This window comes from Actinotignum urinale DSM 15805, from assembly GCF_000420445.1.
Lineage (GTDB): Bacteria > Actinomycetota > Actinomycetes > Actinomycetales > Actinomycetaceae > Actinotignum > Actinotignum urinale.
The window spans coordinates 149,941-166,125 of sequence record NZ_ATUY01000001.1; the positions used below are offsets into that span (position 1 = coordinate 149,941).

The window sequence follows — 16,185 nt, forward strand, 5'->3', positions numbered from 1 at the left end:
AGCGAACCAGGTAGCGAACATTACCTTTAAATCCCCAGCACTGCTTTAGCGATTCCGAAATAGATCAGCAAACCTGTGGAATCACAGAAGGTTGAAATGAAGGGGTTGGAAAAGACTGCGGGATCCGCACCAAGTTTTTTGGCGAAAATGGGCATAATTCCGCCCACGGTGGCGGCCATTGTGCACACGGATAAAAGAGTCAAGCCTAACACGACACCCAGTTCATAGCCGTACACAAGCGTGCCCAGCAAAAAAGCAATGGCCCCTAAAGTGAGCCCAAGAACCGCACCCACGCGCATTTCTCGCCCGGCAACAACGAGGGCATCTCGCGTTCGAACGTCGCCCAAAGCAAGTGCGCGCGTTACGGTTGTGGCCGCCTGGTTTCCCGTATTTCCACCGGTTCCCGTCAGCAACGGAACAAAGAGGGCAAGGGTAACAACCTGAGCCAGTGTCGCCTCGAAAATATCAAGAACGTGGACGGTGAGGATTGCCGAAATCGCCAAAACCAGCAACCAGACAACTCGGGAACGAACAATGGCGAAAATCGAGGTAGACAGATAGGGCTGGCCGAGCGGTTCAGCAGCACCGCTACGGGCACTATCTTGGGTATCGGCAGCATCAATAATTTCTGCAGCGTCGTCGAATGTCAAAATACCCACAACACGACGTTCCGCATCAACAACCGGAATAGCGATATGGCTCAAATCCAACTGTTCACGAGCCGCGCGTTCCGCATTATCGTGAGTGTAAGCGAAATCGGATACCGCCATAAGATCCCCGACGCGCGCATTGTCATCGGCAATAATGAGGTCACGCAAGGAGACAACACCCACGAGGACACGTTGTGCATCCACAACGGGAAGAGTATAAATTGTTTCTTTTTCTCGTGCAGCCTGTTTTGCCAAAACAAGGGCTTTAGCAACCGTGTAGTCGGGGTGGAGGGTAAGTACCTCCGGGCTCATCCAACGCCCGACGGAATCCTTGGAATAGCCCAGAAGCGAACTCGTTAACTCGCGTTCATTGCGGGGAAGGCCTCGCAACATGCGCTGAGCAACCTTCGCTGGCATTTCTTCCAGAAGGGTTGCTCGATCATCAGGATCGAGCCCGTCGAAAATCGCTGTAACTTCGTTGGCACGAAGCGCATCGAGAAGAAGTTTTTGGTGACGCGAATCCAGAGCCTCGAAAACGTTGAGAGCTCGCCCTTTTTCAAGGAGGCGGTAAATCACCGCGGCTTCTTTGGGAGGCTGACGTTCTATTAAATCGATAAGGAGACCAGTTCGCGTATTGGCAAGAATTCGTCGGAGACCATCAAAATCCGAGTTTTTAATTTTCTCCTCTGATAACTCTTCGATAAGCTCCAGGGCATCACTCACTGTTGACCTCCTTATGTTGTATTTTCCGGCGAACCGGCCTATCTTTTTCCGGTAAACCGGCCCATTAATCCTTGCTAACCGGCATATCAATAGTTCGACGAACCAGCTTTATTATGAACCAAACTTTTTCCGTGCCACCCACGGCCTATTGCACGCGCCACACCAACCCGTTATCCCACGATACAATGCCTGCCCAACAAAACTTTCAAATCAGAGAAAAGACCCGTCTGAGAGTTAACGTAAAAATCCTGAGATACTTGAACCACGGTTGTTTTATGTTGTCCTTGAATATGAAGACGTACCGGTGAGCTTCCCGGATAGCTACGCAACAGGTCAGACAGTCTATTCATTATATCAGACGTGCACATTCGTTCCATCAAAACCACGTCAATAGGTGAATCTGGAAGGAGATCATCGCCAGGTAACTGCATATCCCGTGCAGCCAACTGAATATTTCCGTCCCGATCGCTCACCCGGGCATGAATGATTGCCACCTGATCTTCAACCAGGAGCCCCGCAACAGTTTGATAGGTTTGCGGAAAGAACAAAATCTCCGTACTTCCCGTCAAATCTTCCAGCACAACCGTCGCCCACATTTTGCCGGTCTTTTTCGAAATACGAGTATTCACCTGGGTAATCAGGCCCGCTAAAGCCACGGTTTGCCCGTCGGGAATCGTGTCCTCATTCATGAGTTTCACAACCGTCGTATCCGCGGCACGGTTCAAAATATGTTCAATTCCCGACAGCGGATGATCCGATACATACAACCCCAACATGTCGCGTTCCAGGTTCAGTTTCTCCTTCTTGTCCCACTCGGGAATATCGGGAATATTGACCTCAACGCTATCGGCAACAACCGTCCCGCCAAAAAGATCAAACTGCCCTATCGCCTCATTCTTTTTTCGCGACGATACAGCATCAATCGCCTCCCCCACCACGGAAAGCAAGCCTCGCCGCGAATACCCCATGGAATCGAAGGCACCTGCGCGTACCAAACATTCCACGCTACGCTTGTTCAAAACCTCTAAGGGAACCTTATCGAGGAAGTCCTGGAAACTCTCGAAACGTCCTTTCTTTTCGCGAGCGCCCAAAATGCCGTCCACGACTTTTGCTCCCACATTGCGCACGGCAGAAAGCCCGAATCGGATTTCCTCCCCCACGGCGGAAAAGTTCGCTAAAGATTCATTCACGTCTGGTACGAGCACGTTAATTCCCATGCGGTGTGCCTCGCCCAAATAGAGCGCGAGTTTATCCTTGTTATCCTGGCGTGAAGTGAGCAAAGCGGCCATATATTCTACGGGATAATGCGCCTTCAAATAGGCTGTCCAGTAAGATATGAGCGCATAGCACGCCGAATGAGACTTGTTAAACGCGTAGGAGGCGAAAGGCTCCATAGTTCCCCATAGTGTTGTCACCGCGTCTTCACTAAACCCTTTAGCCCTCATGCCCTCTTCGAAGGACACATACATTTTGTCCATCACATCTTTTTGCTTTTTACCCATGCCTTTACGTAAAGAATCCGCCTGCCCCATAGTGAAGCCAGCCACGGTTCGGGCAATCTCCATGATTTGTTCCTGATACACGATGAGGCCGTATGTTGGCGCCAAAATAGGTTCCAGGATTTCTTGCAGTTCGGGGTGAATGGAATCGATTTTTTGTAGCCCGTTTTTACGCAAGGCATAGTTGGTGTGAGAGTTCATTCCCATTGGCCCTGGACGGTAGAGGGCGGATACCGCGGAAAGATCGTCAAATTCTGTTGGTTTCATCTGTTTGAGAAGCGTGCGCATTCCGCTTCCATCAAGCTGGAAAATTCCGAGGGTTTCCGCGCGTTGTGCGAGGGCGAAGGTTTCAGGATCATCCAAAGGCACCGAATCAATATCCAGAGGTTCTTTATTATTTGCGACGATGTTTTCGAGCGCGTCCTCAATCGTCGTCAAATTTGATAATCCTAGGAAATCCATTTTCAACATACCCAGTTCTTCACATTCCGGGTATTCAAACTGGGTAATAATCGCGCCGTCTGAGGGGCGTTTCATGAGCGGAATAACGTCCGTGAGGGGCACGGAACTCATGAGAATCGCGCAGGCATGAACTCCCCATTGGCGCGTTAGCCCTTCAATCCCCTGGGCAAGGTTAAACACTCTGCCCGCATCGGGATCTTCCGTCACAAGGTCGCGGAATTCTCCGGCTTCCATGTAACGCTCGTGTTCCTTATCCATGACGCCGGAGAGCGGAATATCTTTACCCATTACGCTGGGCGGAAGCGCCTTGGTGAGCCTATCTCCCATTTCGAAGGGGTATCCCAAAACGCGCGCGGAATCTTTGAGCGCCTGCTTGGTTTTAATTGTTCCGAACGTAACAACCTGGGAAACCTTATCGTGCCCGTATTTATTTTCGACGTAACTAATGACTTCTCCGCGTCTGCGTTCGTCAAAATCGACGTCAATATCCGGCATGGAGACTCGTTCGGGGTTAAGGAAGCGCTCAAACAGGAGACCGTATTTGATTGGGTCGAGTTCCGTAATACCCAGGCAGTAAGCGACCATGGAACCGGCTCCCGAACCTCGCCCTGGCCCTACGCGAATTCCCTGCCGTTTTGCCCAGTTAATGTAATCGGCAACAACAAGGAAGTATCCGGGGAACCCCATTTGGATAATAACATCAACCTCATAGTTAGCGCGCTTGCGAACATCGTCGGGAATTGTTGTACCGTATCGGCGGTGAAGGCCGCTTTCTACTTCACTGATGAACCACGAGGTGACGTCGTGACCTTCGGGTACGGGGAAAACGGGCATGTAGTTTGCGCCTTGCTCTGCGGTGGTGAAGCTAATCTCGCATCGTTCGGCTATTTTGAGCGTGTTTTCCATGGCGCCAGGAATATCCTTGAAGAGCTCATACATTTCTTGCGTGGAGCGCAGATGGTAGCCTTCGCCGTCGAATTTGAAACGTCCCGGATCTTGGAGGGTGGAACCGGAGTTAATGCAAAGCATAGCGTCTTGGACGGCCGCGTCTTCTTTGGTGGTGTAGTGGGAATCGTTGGTTGCGATAATGGGTGCGCCAATTTTGTTGGCGAGTTCTATGAGGGCGTGTTGTGTTCGTCGTTCAATGGAGTTGTTGTGATCCATAATTTCGACGAAATAGTTGTCTTTGCCGAAAATGTCCTGCATTTTTCCGGCGGCTTCGATGGCTTCATCCATTTGGCCGAGACGGATTCGGGTTTGGACTTCCCCGGAGGGACATCCTGCTGTCCCAATAAGTCCTTCATGGAATTCTTCGAGGATTTCCATATCCATGCGTGGCCATTTCCCCATTTGGCCATCGAGTGATGCACGTGTATCGAGACGGAATAGGTTATGCATCCCGGTGTTGTTGTAGGCGAGGAGGGTCATGTGGGTGTAGGCACCTCTAGCCGAGACGTCGTCTGCTCGTTGGGTTTCATCGCCCCACAAAACTCTATCGTGTCCGAAACGCGAGGTTCCGGGTGTCATATAGGCTTCTACCCCAATGATGGGTTTAATTCCTTGCTTTGTGCATTCTTTATAAAATTCAAAGGCTCCGAAGCAGTAGCCGTGATCGGTGATGGCTAGTGCGGATTGTCCGTGGGCTTTTGCCTGGGCAACGAGGGGTTTGATTTTTGAGGCGCCATCCAGGAGAGAATATTCCGTGTGGACATGCAGGTGTGCAAAATCTTGAGGTAGAGCCATGCAATCCATCTTAGTGGCAGGTGGGGCAATCGGCTATTGACTCACCCGCGCTATTTAGGACTCATTTTCATTCCGCTAGCCCTCAAGCACACCATTCTTATATCTTAAAGAGGCATAATATCCTGACGGGAAAAACTAGCGAAGTAAAAACAACATACCCCGATGTAAATCCCCTGGTGGATCTATGAATAGCACTCCCGCAGTATCCGTCGTTCCAAAAAGAAGAAACGAATCGAGCAAGAGCGCATGATGTGGCCACCACAGACTCAACAAAACTAGGAAAGACGCGGATAGCGCGACGAGCCGAGCCTACTCACGGCGCGCTACCCGTGGCACTAGGAAAAACGGCGGAAAGGGGCGGAAAACCGCCTGACTGAAGTAGGCCTCCCAGGACGCTAGGAAAAGACGCCACCACGCATGGTTTCTAGCGCGTAGTCCAGTTCGGGCGGGTAGGGCGAAGTGAATTCCATCCATTCCCCGTTGGGGTGTTCAAATCCGAGTCGCACCGCGTGAAGCCATTGGCGGTCAAGTTTCACCTTCTGCGCTAATCCTGGATCTGCGCCATACATGGCGTCTCCAACGCAGGGGTGTCCGACAGCGCTCATATGCACACGAATTTGGTGGGTACGCCCGGTTTCCAGATGGACCTCCAGGAGGCTTCCGCCTGCCATCGCTTCCAGCGTGGAGTAATGCGTAATGGAGTGCCTCCCATCTTCCCTAACTCCCATTTTCCACTGGTGTCGGTAATCGCGCCCAATAGGTGCGTCAATGGTTCCCCTCGATGGGTCTGGGTGTCCTTGAACAAGCGCATGATAAATTTTTTCCGGAACCCTATCCCGAAACTCGTTTTTGAGAAGTACATATGCCCGCTCAGATTTCGCAACAACCATGCATCCAGATGTCCCCACATCTAAGCGGTGAACAATTCCTTTTCGTTCCGCCGGTCCATAACTGGAAAGTTGCACTCCCGACGTCATGAGAGCACCTAGAACATCCGCGCCAGTGAAGTTTAAGGATGGGTGGGCTGCAAGCCCTGCAGGTTTATTTACGACGACGAGATCCGCATCCTCGTACAAAATCGGGATGGGTTCAGTGCTTTGTATGGGTTGGACTCGCTGTGGCGAAGGCATCATAATTTCGAGGACCTGCCCTGCGCTCACCCGGGTTGATTTCGTGACGGCTTGCCCGTCTGCTGTAACCTCGCCGTCCTCAATAAGTTTCGCAACTGTACTGCGTGATAATCCCGTCAACGTGGCCATCACGCTGTCGATACGTGAATCGCTAAATGCATCCGGTACAGGATAGTATCGTTTTTCACGCATCGCTTTTCTCCGTATCCACGGGCTTTTCCTTGGATACAATTTCTACGCTCGTATCCAATGGGTTTTTCTCACCTTCTTTTATCGACGACGTTGCCTTTTGTTCTTTTGTATTCGAGGAGGAAATAGAGCTAAAGAAGAGAAGAACGGCGCCGATGGTGATGGCAATATCCGCAACATTTCCAACAAACCACGTAGAATACGCAATAAAATCTACAACATGACCGGCTAGCCAGCCCGGTTCATAAAAAAGACGATCAATAAGATTTCCGGTAGCCCCGCCCCATAACAGGGTGATTGCAATAAGGTTGATTCGTCCCTGCATTCGTCGTAGAAGGTATGGAATAAGAACGAAAACGAAGAGCAACGCAAAGATTGTAATAACACGTGTAAAACTCTCACCAAGAGAGAAAGCCGCACCTGGATTAAAAACGAGCCGTAAACCAATAAAATCACCGACAATGGGCGTGGTCTGCTGGGGGCTCACATGATAATATGCCCACCATTTACTCGCAAAGTCAACGATAACGATGACGATAGCACCTAAGAGTGGTTTAAGGTAGCGTTGCTGAACTTCCACAGTATTTCTTTCCTTGCTTGAGAAAAGTTGCTCATAGAAAGAATCGGTAGCCGAAGCTACCGATTCTCCCTGCTAAAACCAATATTACATGCCGGGTTCTACGGAACCGCCCTTTAATTTCTCTGCGAAGTCTTGGATGAAGCTGTTCAGACGTCCTCGGTAATCGCGTTCGTATTGGCGAAGTTCGGAAATCTTTTGTTCAACCGTTCCGCGTTCCTGTTCGAGCTGTGCGAGAGTGCGGTTATGCTGAGCCTCGGCATCTGCAATAATTTGAGCACTCTTAGTATTGGCTTCGTTAATCTTTGCGGCGGATTCAGCTTCGCCACGTGCAACGAGCTGATCGTAGGTTTCCTGAGCCAGTTGAAGAACTGCTGCAGCCTGTTCACCCACGGGAACGTCAGCAGTACGCTCTGGATAAGCGGTTGTTGCTACAGAATCTGGAGCTGGGGCTTGAATCACTTCCCCGTCCTGAAGTTCGGTTACTCGAGCTTCAGCGACTTTTACGCGATGCTCGGCTTCCTGAAGTTTATTATCCAGTTCTACAAATGTTTCATAGATAGCATCAAGGAAGCGATCGACTTCATCTTCATCATAACCGGTATCGGCTGTAGCCGGCCTCCTGAAGCGGATGTCCATAACATCCTGTGCCGTAAGCATTGCCATGTGTCACCTCAACTATTTTATATACGTGTGATTATGGGGCTAAAAAACCCTCTAGATAAAAGAGTACCCGAAAAACAAGTCTCATGAGTAACTTTTTCAACAAGAGTGCCATTTTACTCAAGTCACTCAGGTTTTTTCCATCGTTTTAATGCCATTAACTTGTCAAAATAAACAGATACTCGTCGTTTAGTGACGAAAACCATAAACGACGAGTACTCAGCTTTATGCATACAGCTTTTCACATGACCATTCGGTTGCTAGAACATGAGGAGCCTAATAACCCAATCAAGTAACTGCAAACCCATATAGACAACTATTACCTCTAACGCTATCGATATTCCACCGAAGCTCATATGCGGAATTATTTTCCGAACAAGTGCCAGGGGTGGTTCAGATATCGCAAAGATAAGGTTTATCACGAGGAGGAGAAAGCCACGAGGAACCCAATCTTTTGCCGCATAGCTAACAAGATCAATAATTATTCGACCCGCTAAAACTATGAGATAGAGGCGAACGAGTGTTGTGAGAATTATTCCCAGGGCAATCATGAGAAGTGATCACGCGATTGAGAACGCTGATTCTCTAAACGTACTGATTGTGGCACCATAAGCACAACATCTTCGGACACTTGGCTGAAATGACCATAAAGTGCGAAGCACATGCCTGTTGCGAAATCGACAATCCTGTTCCTCACCACGTCATCCGTTTCAGACAGATTCACAATAACGGGAATTCCTTGGCGATATTGCTCGGCAAAACTGCGAATGTCGTTAAATGTTCGAGGTTTTGCCGTTAAAATACGGGAAATATCGGGCTGCTCAGCAACCGCGTGTAGATCGGTTACAGCTATTTCATCTTCCTCCGCGTATGCTTCGTCATCATAGTACGAAGAATCGTCGTAACGATCGTAATCGTCGTTAAGTGTTGCTTTTGATACAAAGCGTTTCAAAAGACTCATTGTCTCCTCCTCAGATACCTATGTCAAAAGTAAATGACATCTGTGTAATTATCTCAAAACACGCCGGAAAAGTCTTCAATATGTAATACGCCGGCACATCGTCCGGTACGTTGACTGCGCCGATAGGAAAAATAATCAGGCGATTCTAACGTGCATACGGGCGACGAATGAACATTCCCCACGCCAGCATGAGCCAATTGGGCAATCAGCGCCGATGGCAAATCCAAGGCGGGTGTCCCCCACGATGTCGTCGAAGAAATACCGGGTGCGAGGCGAGCCGATTCTTCTTGCATATTCCGGGGAACTTCATAGCATTTTCCGCAAATGGAAGGACCGAGATATGCGGTCAAATTCTCGGGGTTACCCAGGGCTTGAACGGCTTTTGTTGCAATATGCGCCAACAACCCTTTTCTTCCCACATGGACGACGGCACCTGCCGGCCTGTCGCTGGCCACAAGAATGAGAGGAATGCAATCCGCTACCATGACGGCAGCTGCACAGTGGCGAACTTTAATGTCATGTACGCCAATGAGCAGGCCGTCCGTAGCGGGCGCTTCACCAATCTGCTGAGAAGTCAGAAAATCAGCATTATCGAGACGGTCTTTGTGAACCTGATCCATAAAAACTGGCATAACACCCAGGAGCGAAGCTAGTCGGAATCGATTTTCTTGAACATAACGAGGATTATCTCCCACATGATATCCAAGATTGAAATCGTCATAGGGTTCACTGGACACACCTCCCCACCTGGTCGTAAAGCCTGCACGAATGTGCCCCGATGGAACATCCATGTCAACCACCCAATCAAAATGGGGTGAAGCGCCACTCCTCACAGATTAATTCTCCTCAAACAGGAAACTGGGAATGTCCAAATCGGAACGTGTCGATTTCTGGGTATTGGGCACCGCACGGCGTGCGCGAGGTGCTTCCTCGGCAGCGGCAACGGGGAACGCCGGACTAATAATGTCATCGTCGTAGGAATGCGGAACCGTCCGAGTTTCGGTACGTTGTGTTGATGCGTGAGACGTCGGCTGTGGTTCTTGTGCGAGAGCGGGTGCCGGAGATACCGGCTCTTCAGCCATGACAGGTGCCTGCGGGGCTTCTGCCGCCTTATCTCCACTACCAAGGAGAGGATCTTTGTTCTCGTCGAAACCTGCCGCAATAACGGTGATGCGAACTTCGTCGCCAAGGGCTTCGTCGATAATCATACCGATAATAATATTGGCGTTTGGATCGACGGATTCTTGGACGAGCTTGGAGGCGCTGGCAAGTTCCTTCATACCGAAATCGGCGCCACCCTGGTAGCTGATGAGCACTCCGTGTGCACCTTCGATGGAGGCTTCCAAAAGCGGGGAAGAAATGGCGCTTTCGGTGGCGAGCATTGCACGATCCGGACCGGATGCGGCACCGATACCCATAATGGCTGTTCCAGCATCCTTCATAATTGCCTTCACATCCGCGAAGTCGAGATTCACAAGGCCGGGGATGGTAATGAGGTCGGTGATTCCTTTCACACCAAAGCGCAGAACTTCATCCGCCATGTGGTAGGCCTCGATAATCGTCAAATCATCTTCAGAAATTTCGAGGAGACGATCGTTAGGAATCACAATAAGAGTGTCAACTGCCTGGCGAAGTTCGGCAATACCCATGGCGGCATTGTTTGCGCGCTGGGCACCCTCGAATTCGAAGGGACGTGTAACAACACCAACGGTGAGCGCGCCAAGTTCACGAGCTACTTTTGCGACGACGGGAGCAGCACCCGTTCCGGTTCCGCCACCTTCACCTGCGGTGACAAAAACCATGTCTGCACCGTCAAGGGCGCTTTGAATAAATTCAATATTTTCTTCGGCAGCACGCTTTCCGACGGAGGGATCGGCACCCGCGCCAAGACCCCTGGAAACGTTTTGCCCAATATCAAGTTTTGTTTCTGCTTCTGATTTGAGGAGGGACTGACCATCGGTATTCACCGCAATGAATTCCACGCCTGCCAATCCGTCCTGAATCATTCGATCAACAGCATTAACGCCACCGCCACCGACGCCGATGACCTTAATATTTGCTGCATTATTTAATGGAATCATATCTCTTCCTCTCAAACCTTCAAGTAGAACTTGAGGATTTTTATCTCTGACTTCGCGGATAAGATATTACGATAATTACATCTATGCAATTCCTTTTTACGGCGTGTCTGAATTGTTACGAAAATGTCGCCAGATGAGGCTAAGGTTGAGACCGCCCGTGAATCATCATCTAGGCTACGCGAAATGTGTGAACGTGTTTTTACAACACAATTGTGCCGTTTAGTGCACAATTGTGGCGGTAGTGGCGGAAACATTAATTAGTGCACGATTAGCCTGGCAAAAACTACCCACGCCGTGTGGCGGTAGTGGCGGAAATATTAATTATTGCACAATGGCGGCGGTGGGCTCGGAAATATCAATCGTCGCCCCCGGTTCATTAATCAAGGCTTTCAAAGCCTGAGATTTAATATCCGGGCGACTCATATCTCCCCAAATCACTGTTTTTCCGGAGGTCAACACCAAACTTACTCGCCCGTTCTTATCAACCGTGATGCGCGAAACCATAGCACGTACCTGGGCGTTTAACGACACCAACACATCTACCGCAGACGTGGTAATGCTCTGTTGACGGTTCTTTTCCGAGCCATGCGGTAACTCAATGCGTGGCAAATTCCGCGCAATCTCTTCCTTCACAGGGAAAATATAGCCGGCCCTATCTGTTGCGCTACAGCCTTTCGCGGTCACAATACACGCAACAGGCGTACGCATGGTCAAATTAACGCGAAGCCCGTTTCGCCATGATCTGCTCACTTCCGCTAACTTCACCTCGGGAAAAACATTCATCACATCTTGCCCAATGGTGCGCATAGAAAGCCGTGTGATTGGCACCCCTTCATCTTTACCCACAAAACCCGCGATTTCTTTTGCGCTGACAACGGAATCTTTCCCCATTCCCACCACGGTAATATTACGACGGTCCAATCCCCACAACGGGTTAAAGAAAATACACCAGATAACCGTAGCGACAAGGAGTAGGGCAACAAAAATGCGCATACCTTTACGACGGAAAACTCGTTTCTTTTCCGCCTTTTTCTCGTCACGGTGCGTATCGACGTCCACAATATTATGGGACGACGAAGGTCCGCTTACCGCCGAAACACTGGCGACGGTAACAACCTCCGAGTCGTACGTAATGGGGGCCGTGACGGCACTGGGTTTTTCGCGAGATACGGGGTTTCCGCGAGATACCTGTGTCTCACGGTGCTTCGTTTTTCGTTTCTCTTCGGAAAAATGTTGCGGTGAAGGAGCGTGGCGCTCTTCCTCTTCGCGTTTACGGGAAGCGTGGGCGCCGTCCAGTTTGCGTTCTTCGGCGTTCTTGCCACCGTACGATTCAGAGCGACGGTGGCCGTCATGTGACCGGGGGTCTCGTCGTCTTTCGCCACGCGAACCGGATCCCGTCGAACCTCTGCGGGGAACTCTCATCTGCGCTCAAGCCTTTCTACAAGGATCGGGGCAACGTCGGTAATATCTCCCGCACCCATGGTGAGCACAATATCCCCCGGCCTCGCCTGCTCAAGAAGCGCTAGGCCTGCCTCGAAACGGTCGGGAATGAAGCGACCGTGCGCCATGTTATCCGTGATTGTTGAGCCTTCAATGCCGTCAAAGGGTTGTTCGCGAGCGCCATAGACTCCCGCAACAATTGCGACGTCGGCTGTTTCCAGGGCTTTTGCGAATTCTTTCGCAAAAGCCCTGGTGCGTGAATACAGGTGTGGCTGAAATACAACGAGAACTCGCCCTTCGCCTGCTTTTTCGCGTGCAGCCTGGAGGGTTGCGGCAACTTCTGTGGGGTGGTGCGCGTAATCGTCAAAGACAGAAATTCCGCCAACTTCACCCTTCCATTCGAAACGACGCCCGGTGCCTCGGAAAGTTTCCAAGCCTTTCGCCATAGTTTCGGGATGCACACCAAGTTCCACACCAACAGCCCAGGCACCGACGGCGTTCAATTCATTGTGGTGGCCGGGAACGTTGAGCTTTAGGGGCACCTCGCGGAAACCCTCCACAATGGTGCTACAGTTCCCTTCGCCACTACGAGCGTCGCTTCCCGTATCCTTTCCCGAATTGCTCACATCGCAATATCCCGCACCGTTTCCTTGCCCGCGGGTGTGGCTCCCAGCGTCGCGTAACAGCACATGTTTTTCTGCGCCGGGCACGCCTTGCCCGCGTCCGTAGCTAATCACGCGAAGATTATCCTTCACTGCGTGCATGCCGAGGCGGCGCGCACCGTCGTCGTCGGAACACACAATAAGTACCCCACCGGATACTAGCCTCCTAGAAAACTCCACAAAAACTTCTTCAAAGGCTTCACGGCTCCCGTAATGATCCAGGTGGTCGGGTTCAACGTTGGTGACAAGACTGACGCGCGGGCTGTAGTTGAGGAAACTGCCATCGGATTCGTCAGCTTCGGCAACGAAAACGCCACCTTTGCCCAGGTGTCCCCCGCTACCCAAACCCGCAATCGAGCTGCCGATTGCCCAGGAAGGGTCCGAACCGGCGAAAGCCAAAGCGCAGGCAATCATGCCACTCGTTGTTGTTTTTCCGTGTGCTCCGGCAACCGCCACAAAATCACGGCCACCACATGCGAATGCGAGGGCTTGGGAACGGTGGATTACCGTGTTTCCCTGGGCGCGCGCACCTGCCAAATCGGGGTTATCATCCTTAATCGCAGTAGATACGACGACGACATACCCGGCTGGCACATGGCAAACGCGTTGTCCAATAAAAACGGTGGCGCCCTTGCTATGCAATTCGCCCAGACGCAAAGAATCATGCATATCGGAGCCGGCAACCGTGAACCCTTCGGCAAGAAGAAGCTCGGCAACCACAGACATTCCTGCCCCGCCCATACCAATAAGATAGAAGGCGCTGTATGGCGCTATTTCGGTGTTATGCATTCGCAGTATCCTCAATCACATCAGCAAGTTGTTGGGCACCGTTTGCCGGAGAAATGGAAGCCGATACCCGCGACATTTTATTCAACGTTTCTTGATCACGTACCAGATCCATAATCGAAGCCAGGGATCGTTGCGTAAAGGCTTCGTTAGGGATGAGAATTGCCCCGCGTCGTTCCACAACATCCTTAGCGTTTAACGCCTGTTCTCCGTTACCAATGGGCAAAGGAATGAAAATTGCTGGAATTCCCAGAGCTGTTACTTCTGCAACGGTTCCGGCCCCAGCACGGCAGATAATAAGATCTGCACACGCATAAGCATCTTCCATTTCCGTCAGGTAGGGAATAACGTGATAATTTTTTGTTCCGCGAATTACTTCACGCACAGGCTCATCTTTTCCTTGTCCTGTCAGGTGAAGAACCTGGATACCTCGTGAATCAAGGGCATGGGCACCTTTGGACATTACCTCATTAATGTGTTGGGCGCCTAAACTTCCTCCCGTAATAACAAGGGTGGGAAGGGACGGATTCAACCCCAGTTTCTGCGCGGCACTTCCTCGTGCCTTGTGGCGTTCATCCGCCTGAGTGAGGGTAGCGACGGCTGGACGCAAAGGCAATCCCACAGTTTTTGTTTCCCCGTTTTTGGCATGAAGTGGCGTGGAGGGGAAGGTTAACCCCACGGCGGCCGCGTGGCGCGCACCGAATTTATTTGCCATTCCCGGCAGTGCGTTTTGCTCATGGACCACGTAGGGAATCCCCAACCGGCGCGCAGCCCTATAGATTGGAGTGGATGCGAAACCACCAAAACCTACCGCAACATCTGCCTGCGCTTTTTTCAAAATTTTCATGGCCTGGCGCACGGCACGAGGATAATTCACGGGAAAACGCAGGGCGTCCTTATTGGGGCGCCTCGGAAAAGGGGCACGCTGAACCGTATGGAACTCAATCCCTGTAGCTTCCACAAGCTCTTTTTCCATACCGCCGGGTGTCCCCACCGCCACAACATTGTGCCCGCGTTTGCGCAACTCAAGTGCTGTTGCAAGCATAGGGTTAACATGCCCCGCCGTCCCACCGGCAGCTAACACAATATTCACGGATTCCTCCTGATAACAGCTCTTGCTCGCTTAACAAGACTACCTGAACGTTTAAATGATTCTTTAACACCGGGAACATCACGCGCTGCGCTAATGCATATGCCTACCGTCGCCAAACATGAAATAACTGAAGAACCGCCCTGACTCATCAAAGGCAAAGGAACCCCGAAAACCGGGAGCATGGATGTCACGACGAGCATATTAATAAGCCCTTGCCCGCACAACCACAGCAGAGCCCCCGCCATAAAGAAACGAGCACCTTTACGGGGATGGAAAATGCACATGCGTAGGAGAGACCACGCCATCAGCACGAACATGGCGATAATGACAATACATCCGAAGAACCCGAGTTCTTCACCGACGACGGCAAAAATAAAATCAGTGTGTGCTTCGGCAAGATTCCCGGGCCACTTTTCCACACCGGTTCCTAGCCCGCTACCTCCAAGACCGCCCGATCCGAAAGCCCACAACGCAAAATCTGACTGGGACGGATCAAAATCGTTGGGAAGATAGAAAATATTTTCGAAGAAGTCTGTCACGCGCGCCAAACGTGATGTACTTGAGGCAACGAAAATGGCGGCCACAAGTGCGCCGAGAACAGCAACTAAGAAAAGCCAGCGTCGAGGAAAACCTGCCAGCCAGATCATCCCTATAGCGATAAGGGAGAAAATCGTGGCTGTACCCATATCAAAACCAGCCATCACCGCCACAAGTGCGCCACCAACAGCAATAAAAACATTCTTCCACTCACTGAATTCAAAGTTTTTCCTGGTTACGGTTGGCAACTTCGCCATCGAAGTCGCCAACACAAGAATCATCGCGAGTTTAAGGAACTCAGAAGGCTGGATACGGATAGCACCATACCCCACCCAGTTTCGATTACCGGCAACAGAAACACCTAGGGGCGAGAGAACAAGAAGCTGCAAAGCGATTGCCGCCCAGTATAAATACCAGGCCCATTTTTCAAAAAAGCGGAAATTAATGCGTGTAGCAATCCAGGCGCCAATAATTCCAATCCCCGCGTAGGCAATCTGCATATATGCGGTACGGAATGTATGCCCCGTCCCCGTATATTGGCTACGCACAGCCCCGGGAGTGAGGGCCGAATACACCATAAGGAGCCCAAGAAGGGTGAGGATGCTCGCCGAAATAATCAACCCAATAATGGGCTGATACATGATTTCACGAACTCGTTCTTCCTCCGGCTCATTCGGGGCGGTTTTTTTCGCGTTTTTCTTGGACGCCAAAGGTGAGGCTTTTTTGCGTGGTTGTGTTGCCCTGCCTGAGTTGCCCTCATTTTGTTGTGCGAGGTTTGGGGACGTTGTCTCTACCAGTTTTCCCGAAACTTTATTCGTTTGTTCGGTGTTGGTGTCAGCGGGTTTCTTCTCATTATGCTGTCTGACTGTTCCGTCCTTTTCGTCGGTAAAGAACGACGTGGATGGTGGTGTCACGACGAACTCCCCTCCTGTTGCACACCTGTATCACACTAGCTTGTACTGGCGTAGTCACTATGGGCTACCGTTTTA

General features: G+C 50.9%; 13 protein-coding genes. All 13 read right to left on the reverse strand.

Going from position 1 to position 16,185, the window contains the following annotated elements; all coding sequences use genetic code 11:
• Nucleotides 1-26 precede the first annotated feature (26 nt).
• The 13 genes from mgtE to G445_RS0100760 all read right to left on the reverse strand — a co-directional run bounded on the left by mgtE (nucleotide 27) and on the right by G445_RS0100760 (nucleotide 16,110).
• Nucleotides 27-1,373 (reverse strand): magnesium transporter, encoded by a 1,347-nt coding sequence (mgtE, locus tag G445_RS0100700; protein ID WP_022865658.1) that lies wholly within the window; start codon nucleotides 1,371-1,373, stop codon nucleotides 27-29.
• Between the two features lie 170 nt (nucleotides 1,374-1,543).
• Entirely contained in the window at nucleotides 1,544-5,077 is a 3,534-nt protein-coding gene (gene dnaE, locus G445_RS0100705) for a DNA polymerase III subunit alpha (RefSeq protein WP_022865659.1), read from the reverse strand.
• A gap of 395 nt (nucleotides 5,078-5,472) precedes the next feature.
• Nucleotides 5,473-6,399, reverse strand: a complete 927-nt coding sequence (locus tag G445_RS0100710; protein ID WP_022865660.1) for an RluA family pseudouridine synthase — start codon at nucleotides 6,397-6,399, stop codon at nucleotides 5,473-5,475.
• A complete protein-coding gene (lspA, locus tag G445_RS08895) occupies nucleotides 6,392-6,976 on the reverse strand; it encodes a signal peptidase II (RefSeq protein ID WP_022865661.1) in 585 nt (194 codons plus the stop codon). The genes G445_RS0100710 and lspA overlap by 8 nt, the downstream gene beginning before the upstream one ends.
• Before the next feature lie 84 nt (nucleotides 6,977-7,060).
• Nucleotides 7,061-7,639 carry a DivIVA domain-containing protein gene (locus G445_RS0100720; RefSeq protein WP_022865662.1) on the reverse strand — a complete coding sequence of 193 codons (579 nt, stop codon included), beginning with the start codon at nucleotides 7,637-7,639 and terminating at the stop codon, nucleotides 7,061-7,063.
• Between the two features lie 257 nt (nucleotides 7,640-7,896).
• Nucleotides 7,897-8,187: a YggT family protein gene (locus G445_RS0100725; RefSeq protein WP_022865663.1), complete on the reverse strand. Its 291-nt coding sequence runs from the start codon at nucleotides 8,185-8,187 to the stop codon at nucleotides 7,897-7,899.
• Nucleotides 8,184-8,597 carry a cell division protein SepF gene (locus G445_RS0100730; protein WP_022865664.1) on the reverse strand — a complete coding sequence of 138 codons (414 nt, stop codon included), beginning with the start codon at nucleotides 8,595-8,597 and terminating at the stop codon, nucleotides 8,184-8,186. The genes G445_RS0100725 and G445_RS0100730 overlap by 4 nt, the downstream gene beginning before the upstream one ends.
• Nucleotides 8,598-8,650: 53 nt before the next feature.
• Entirely contained in the window at nucleotides 8,651-9,388 is a 738-nt protein-coding gene (locus tag G445_RS0100735) for a polyphenol oxidase family protein (protein ID WP_026420823.1), read from the reverse strand.
• A gap of 45 nt (nucleotides 9,389-9,433) precedes the next feature.
• The gene (gene ftsZ / locus G445_RS0100740; protein WP_026420824.1) at nucleotides 9,434-10,678 is read right to left on the reverse strand and encodes a cell division protein FtsZ; all 1,245 of its coding nucleotides are present in this window, start codon (nucleotides 10,676-10,678) and stop codon (nucleotides 9,434-9,436) included.
• 321 nt (nucleotides 10,679-10,999) lie between these two features.
• On the reverse strand, nucleotides 11,000-12,100 hold the full coding sequence (locus G445_RS0100745; protein WP_022865665.1) for a cell division protein FtsQ/DivIB: 1,101 nt from the start codon (nucleotides 12,098-12,100) through the stop codon (nucleotides 11,000-11,002).
• Nucleotides 12,097-13,569: a UDP-N-acetylmuramate--L-alanine ligase gene (locus G445_RS0100750; RefSeq protein ID WP_022865666.1), complete on the reverse strand. Its 1,473-nt coding sequence runs from the start codon at nucleotides 13,567-13,569 to the stop codon at nucleotides 12,097-12,099. The genes G445_RS0100745 and G445_RS0100750 overlap by 4 nt, the downstream gene beginning before the upstream one ends.
• Nucleotides 13,562-14,659, reverse strand: coding sequence for an undecaprenyldiphospho-muramoylpentapeptide beta-N-acetylglucosaminyltransferase (gene murG / locus G445_RS0100755; protein ID WP_022865667.1), 1,098 nt, complete (start codon nucleotides 14,657-14,659; stop codon nucleotides 13,562-13,564). The genes G445_RS0100750 and murG overlap by 8 nt, the downstream gene beginning before the upstream one ends.
• Entirely contained in the window at nucleotides 14,656-16,110 is a 1,455-nt protein-coding gene (locus G445_RS0100760) for a peptidoglycan glycosyltransferase FtsW (RefSeq protein WP_022865668.1), read from the reverse strand. The genes murG and G445_RS0100760 overlap by 4 nt, the downstream gene beginning before the upstream one ends.
• Nucleotides 16,111-16,185: the final 75 nt, after the last annotated feature.

What these genes read in the sequence shown, in the direction of transcription:
- G445_RS0100730 (WP_022865664.1), bottom strand. Translation starts at nt 8,597, where the DNA reads ATGAGTCTTTTGAAACGCTTTGTATCAAAAGCAACACTTAACGACGAT.
- G445_RS0100745 (WP_022865665.1), bottom strand. Translation starts at nt 12,100, where the DNA reads ATGAGAGTTCCCCGCAGAGGTTCGACGGGATCCGGTTCGCGTGGCGAA.
- dnaE (WP_022865659.1), bottom strand. Translation starts at nt 5,077, where the DNA reads ATGGCTCTACCTCAAGATTTTGCACACCTGCATGTCCACACGGAATAT.
- G445_RS0100725 (WP_022865663.1), bottom strand. Translation starts at nt 8,187, where the DNA reads ATGATTGCCCTGGGAATAATTCTCACAACACTCGTTCGCCTCTATCTC.
- ftsZ (WP_026420824.1), bottom strand. Translation starts at nt 10,678, where the DNA reads ATGATTCCATTAAATAATGCAGCAAATATTAAGGTCATCGGCGTCGGT.
- G445_RS0100750 (WP_022865666.1), bottom strand. Translation starts at nt 13,569, where the DNA reads ATGCATAACACCGAAATAGCGCCATACAGCGCCTTCTATCTTATTGGT.
- G445_RS0100710 (WP_022865660.1), bottom strand. Translation starts at nt 6,399, where the DNA reads ATGCGTGAAAAACGATACTATCCTGTACCGGATGCATTTAGCGATTCA.
- G445_RS0100720 (WP_022865662.1), bottom strand. Translation starts at nt 7,639, where the DNA reads ATGGCAATGCTTACGGCACAGGATGTTATGGACATCCGCTTCAGGAGG.
- G445_RS0100735 (WP_026420823.1), bottom strand. Translation starts at nt 9,388, where the DNA reads ATGGATGTTCCATCGGGGCACATTCGTGCAGGCTTTACGACCAGGTGG.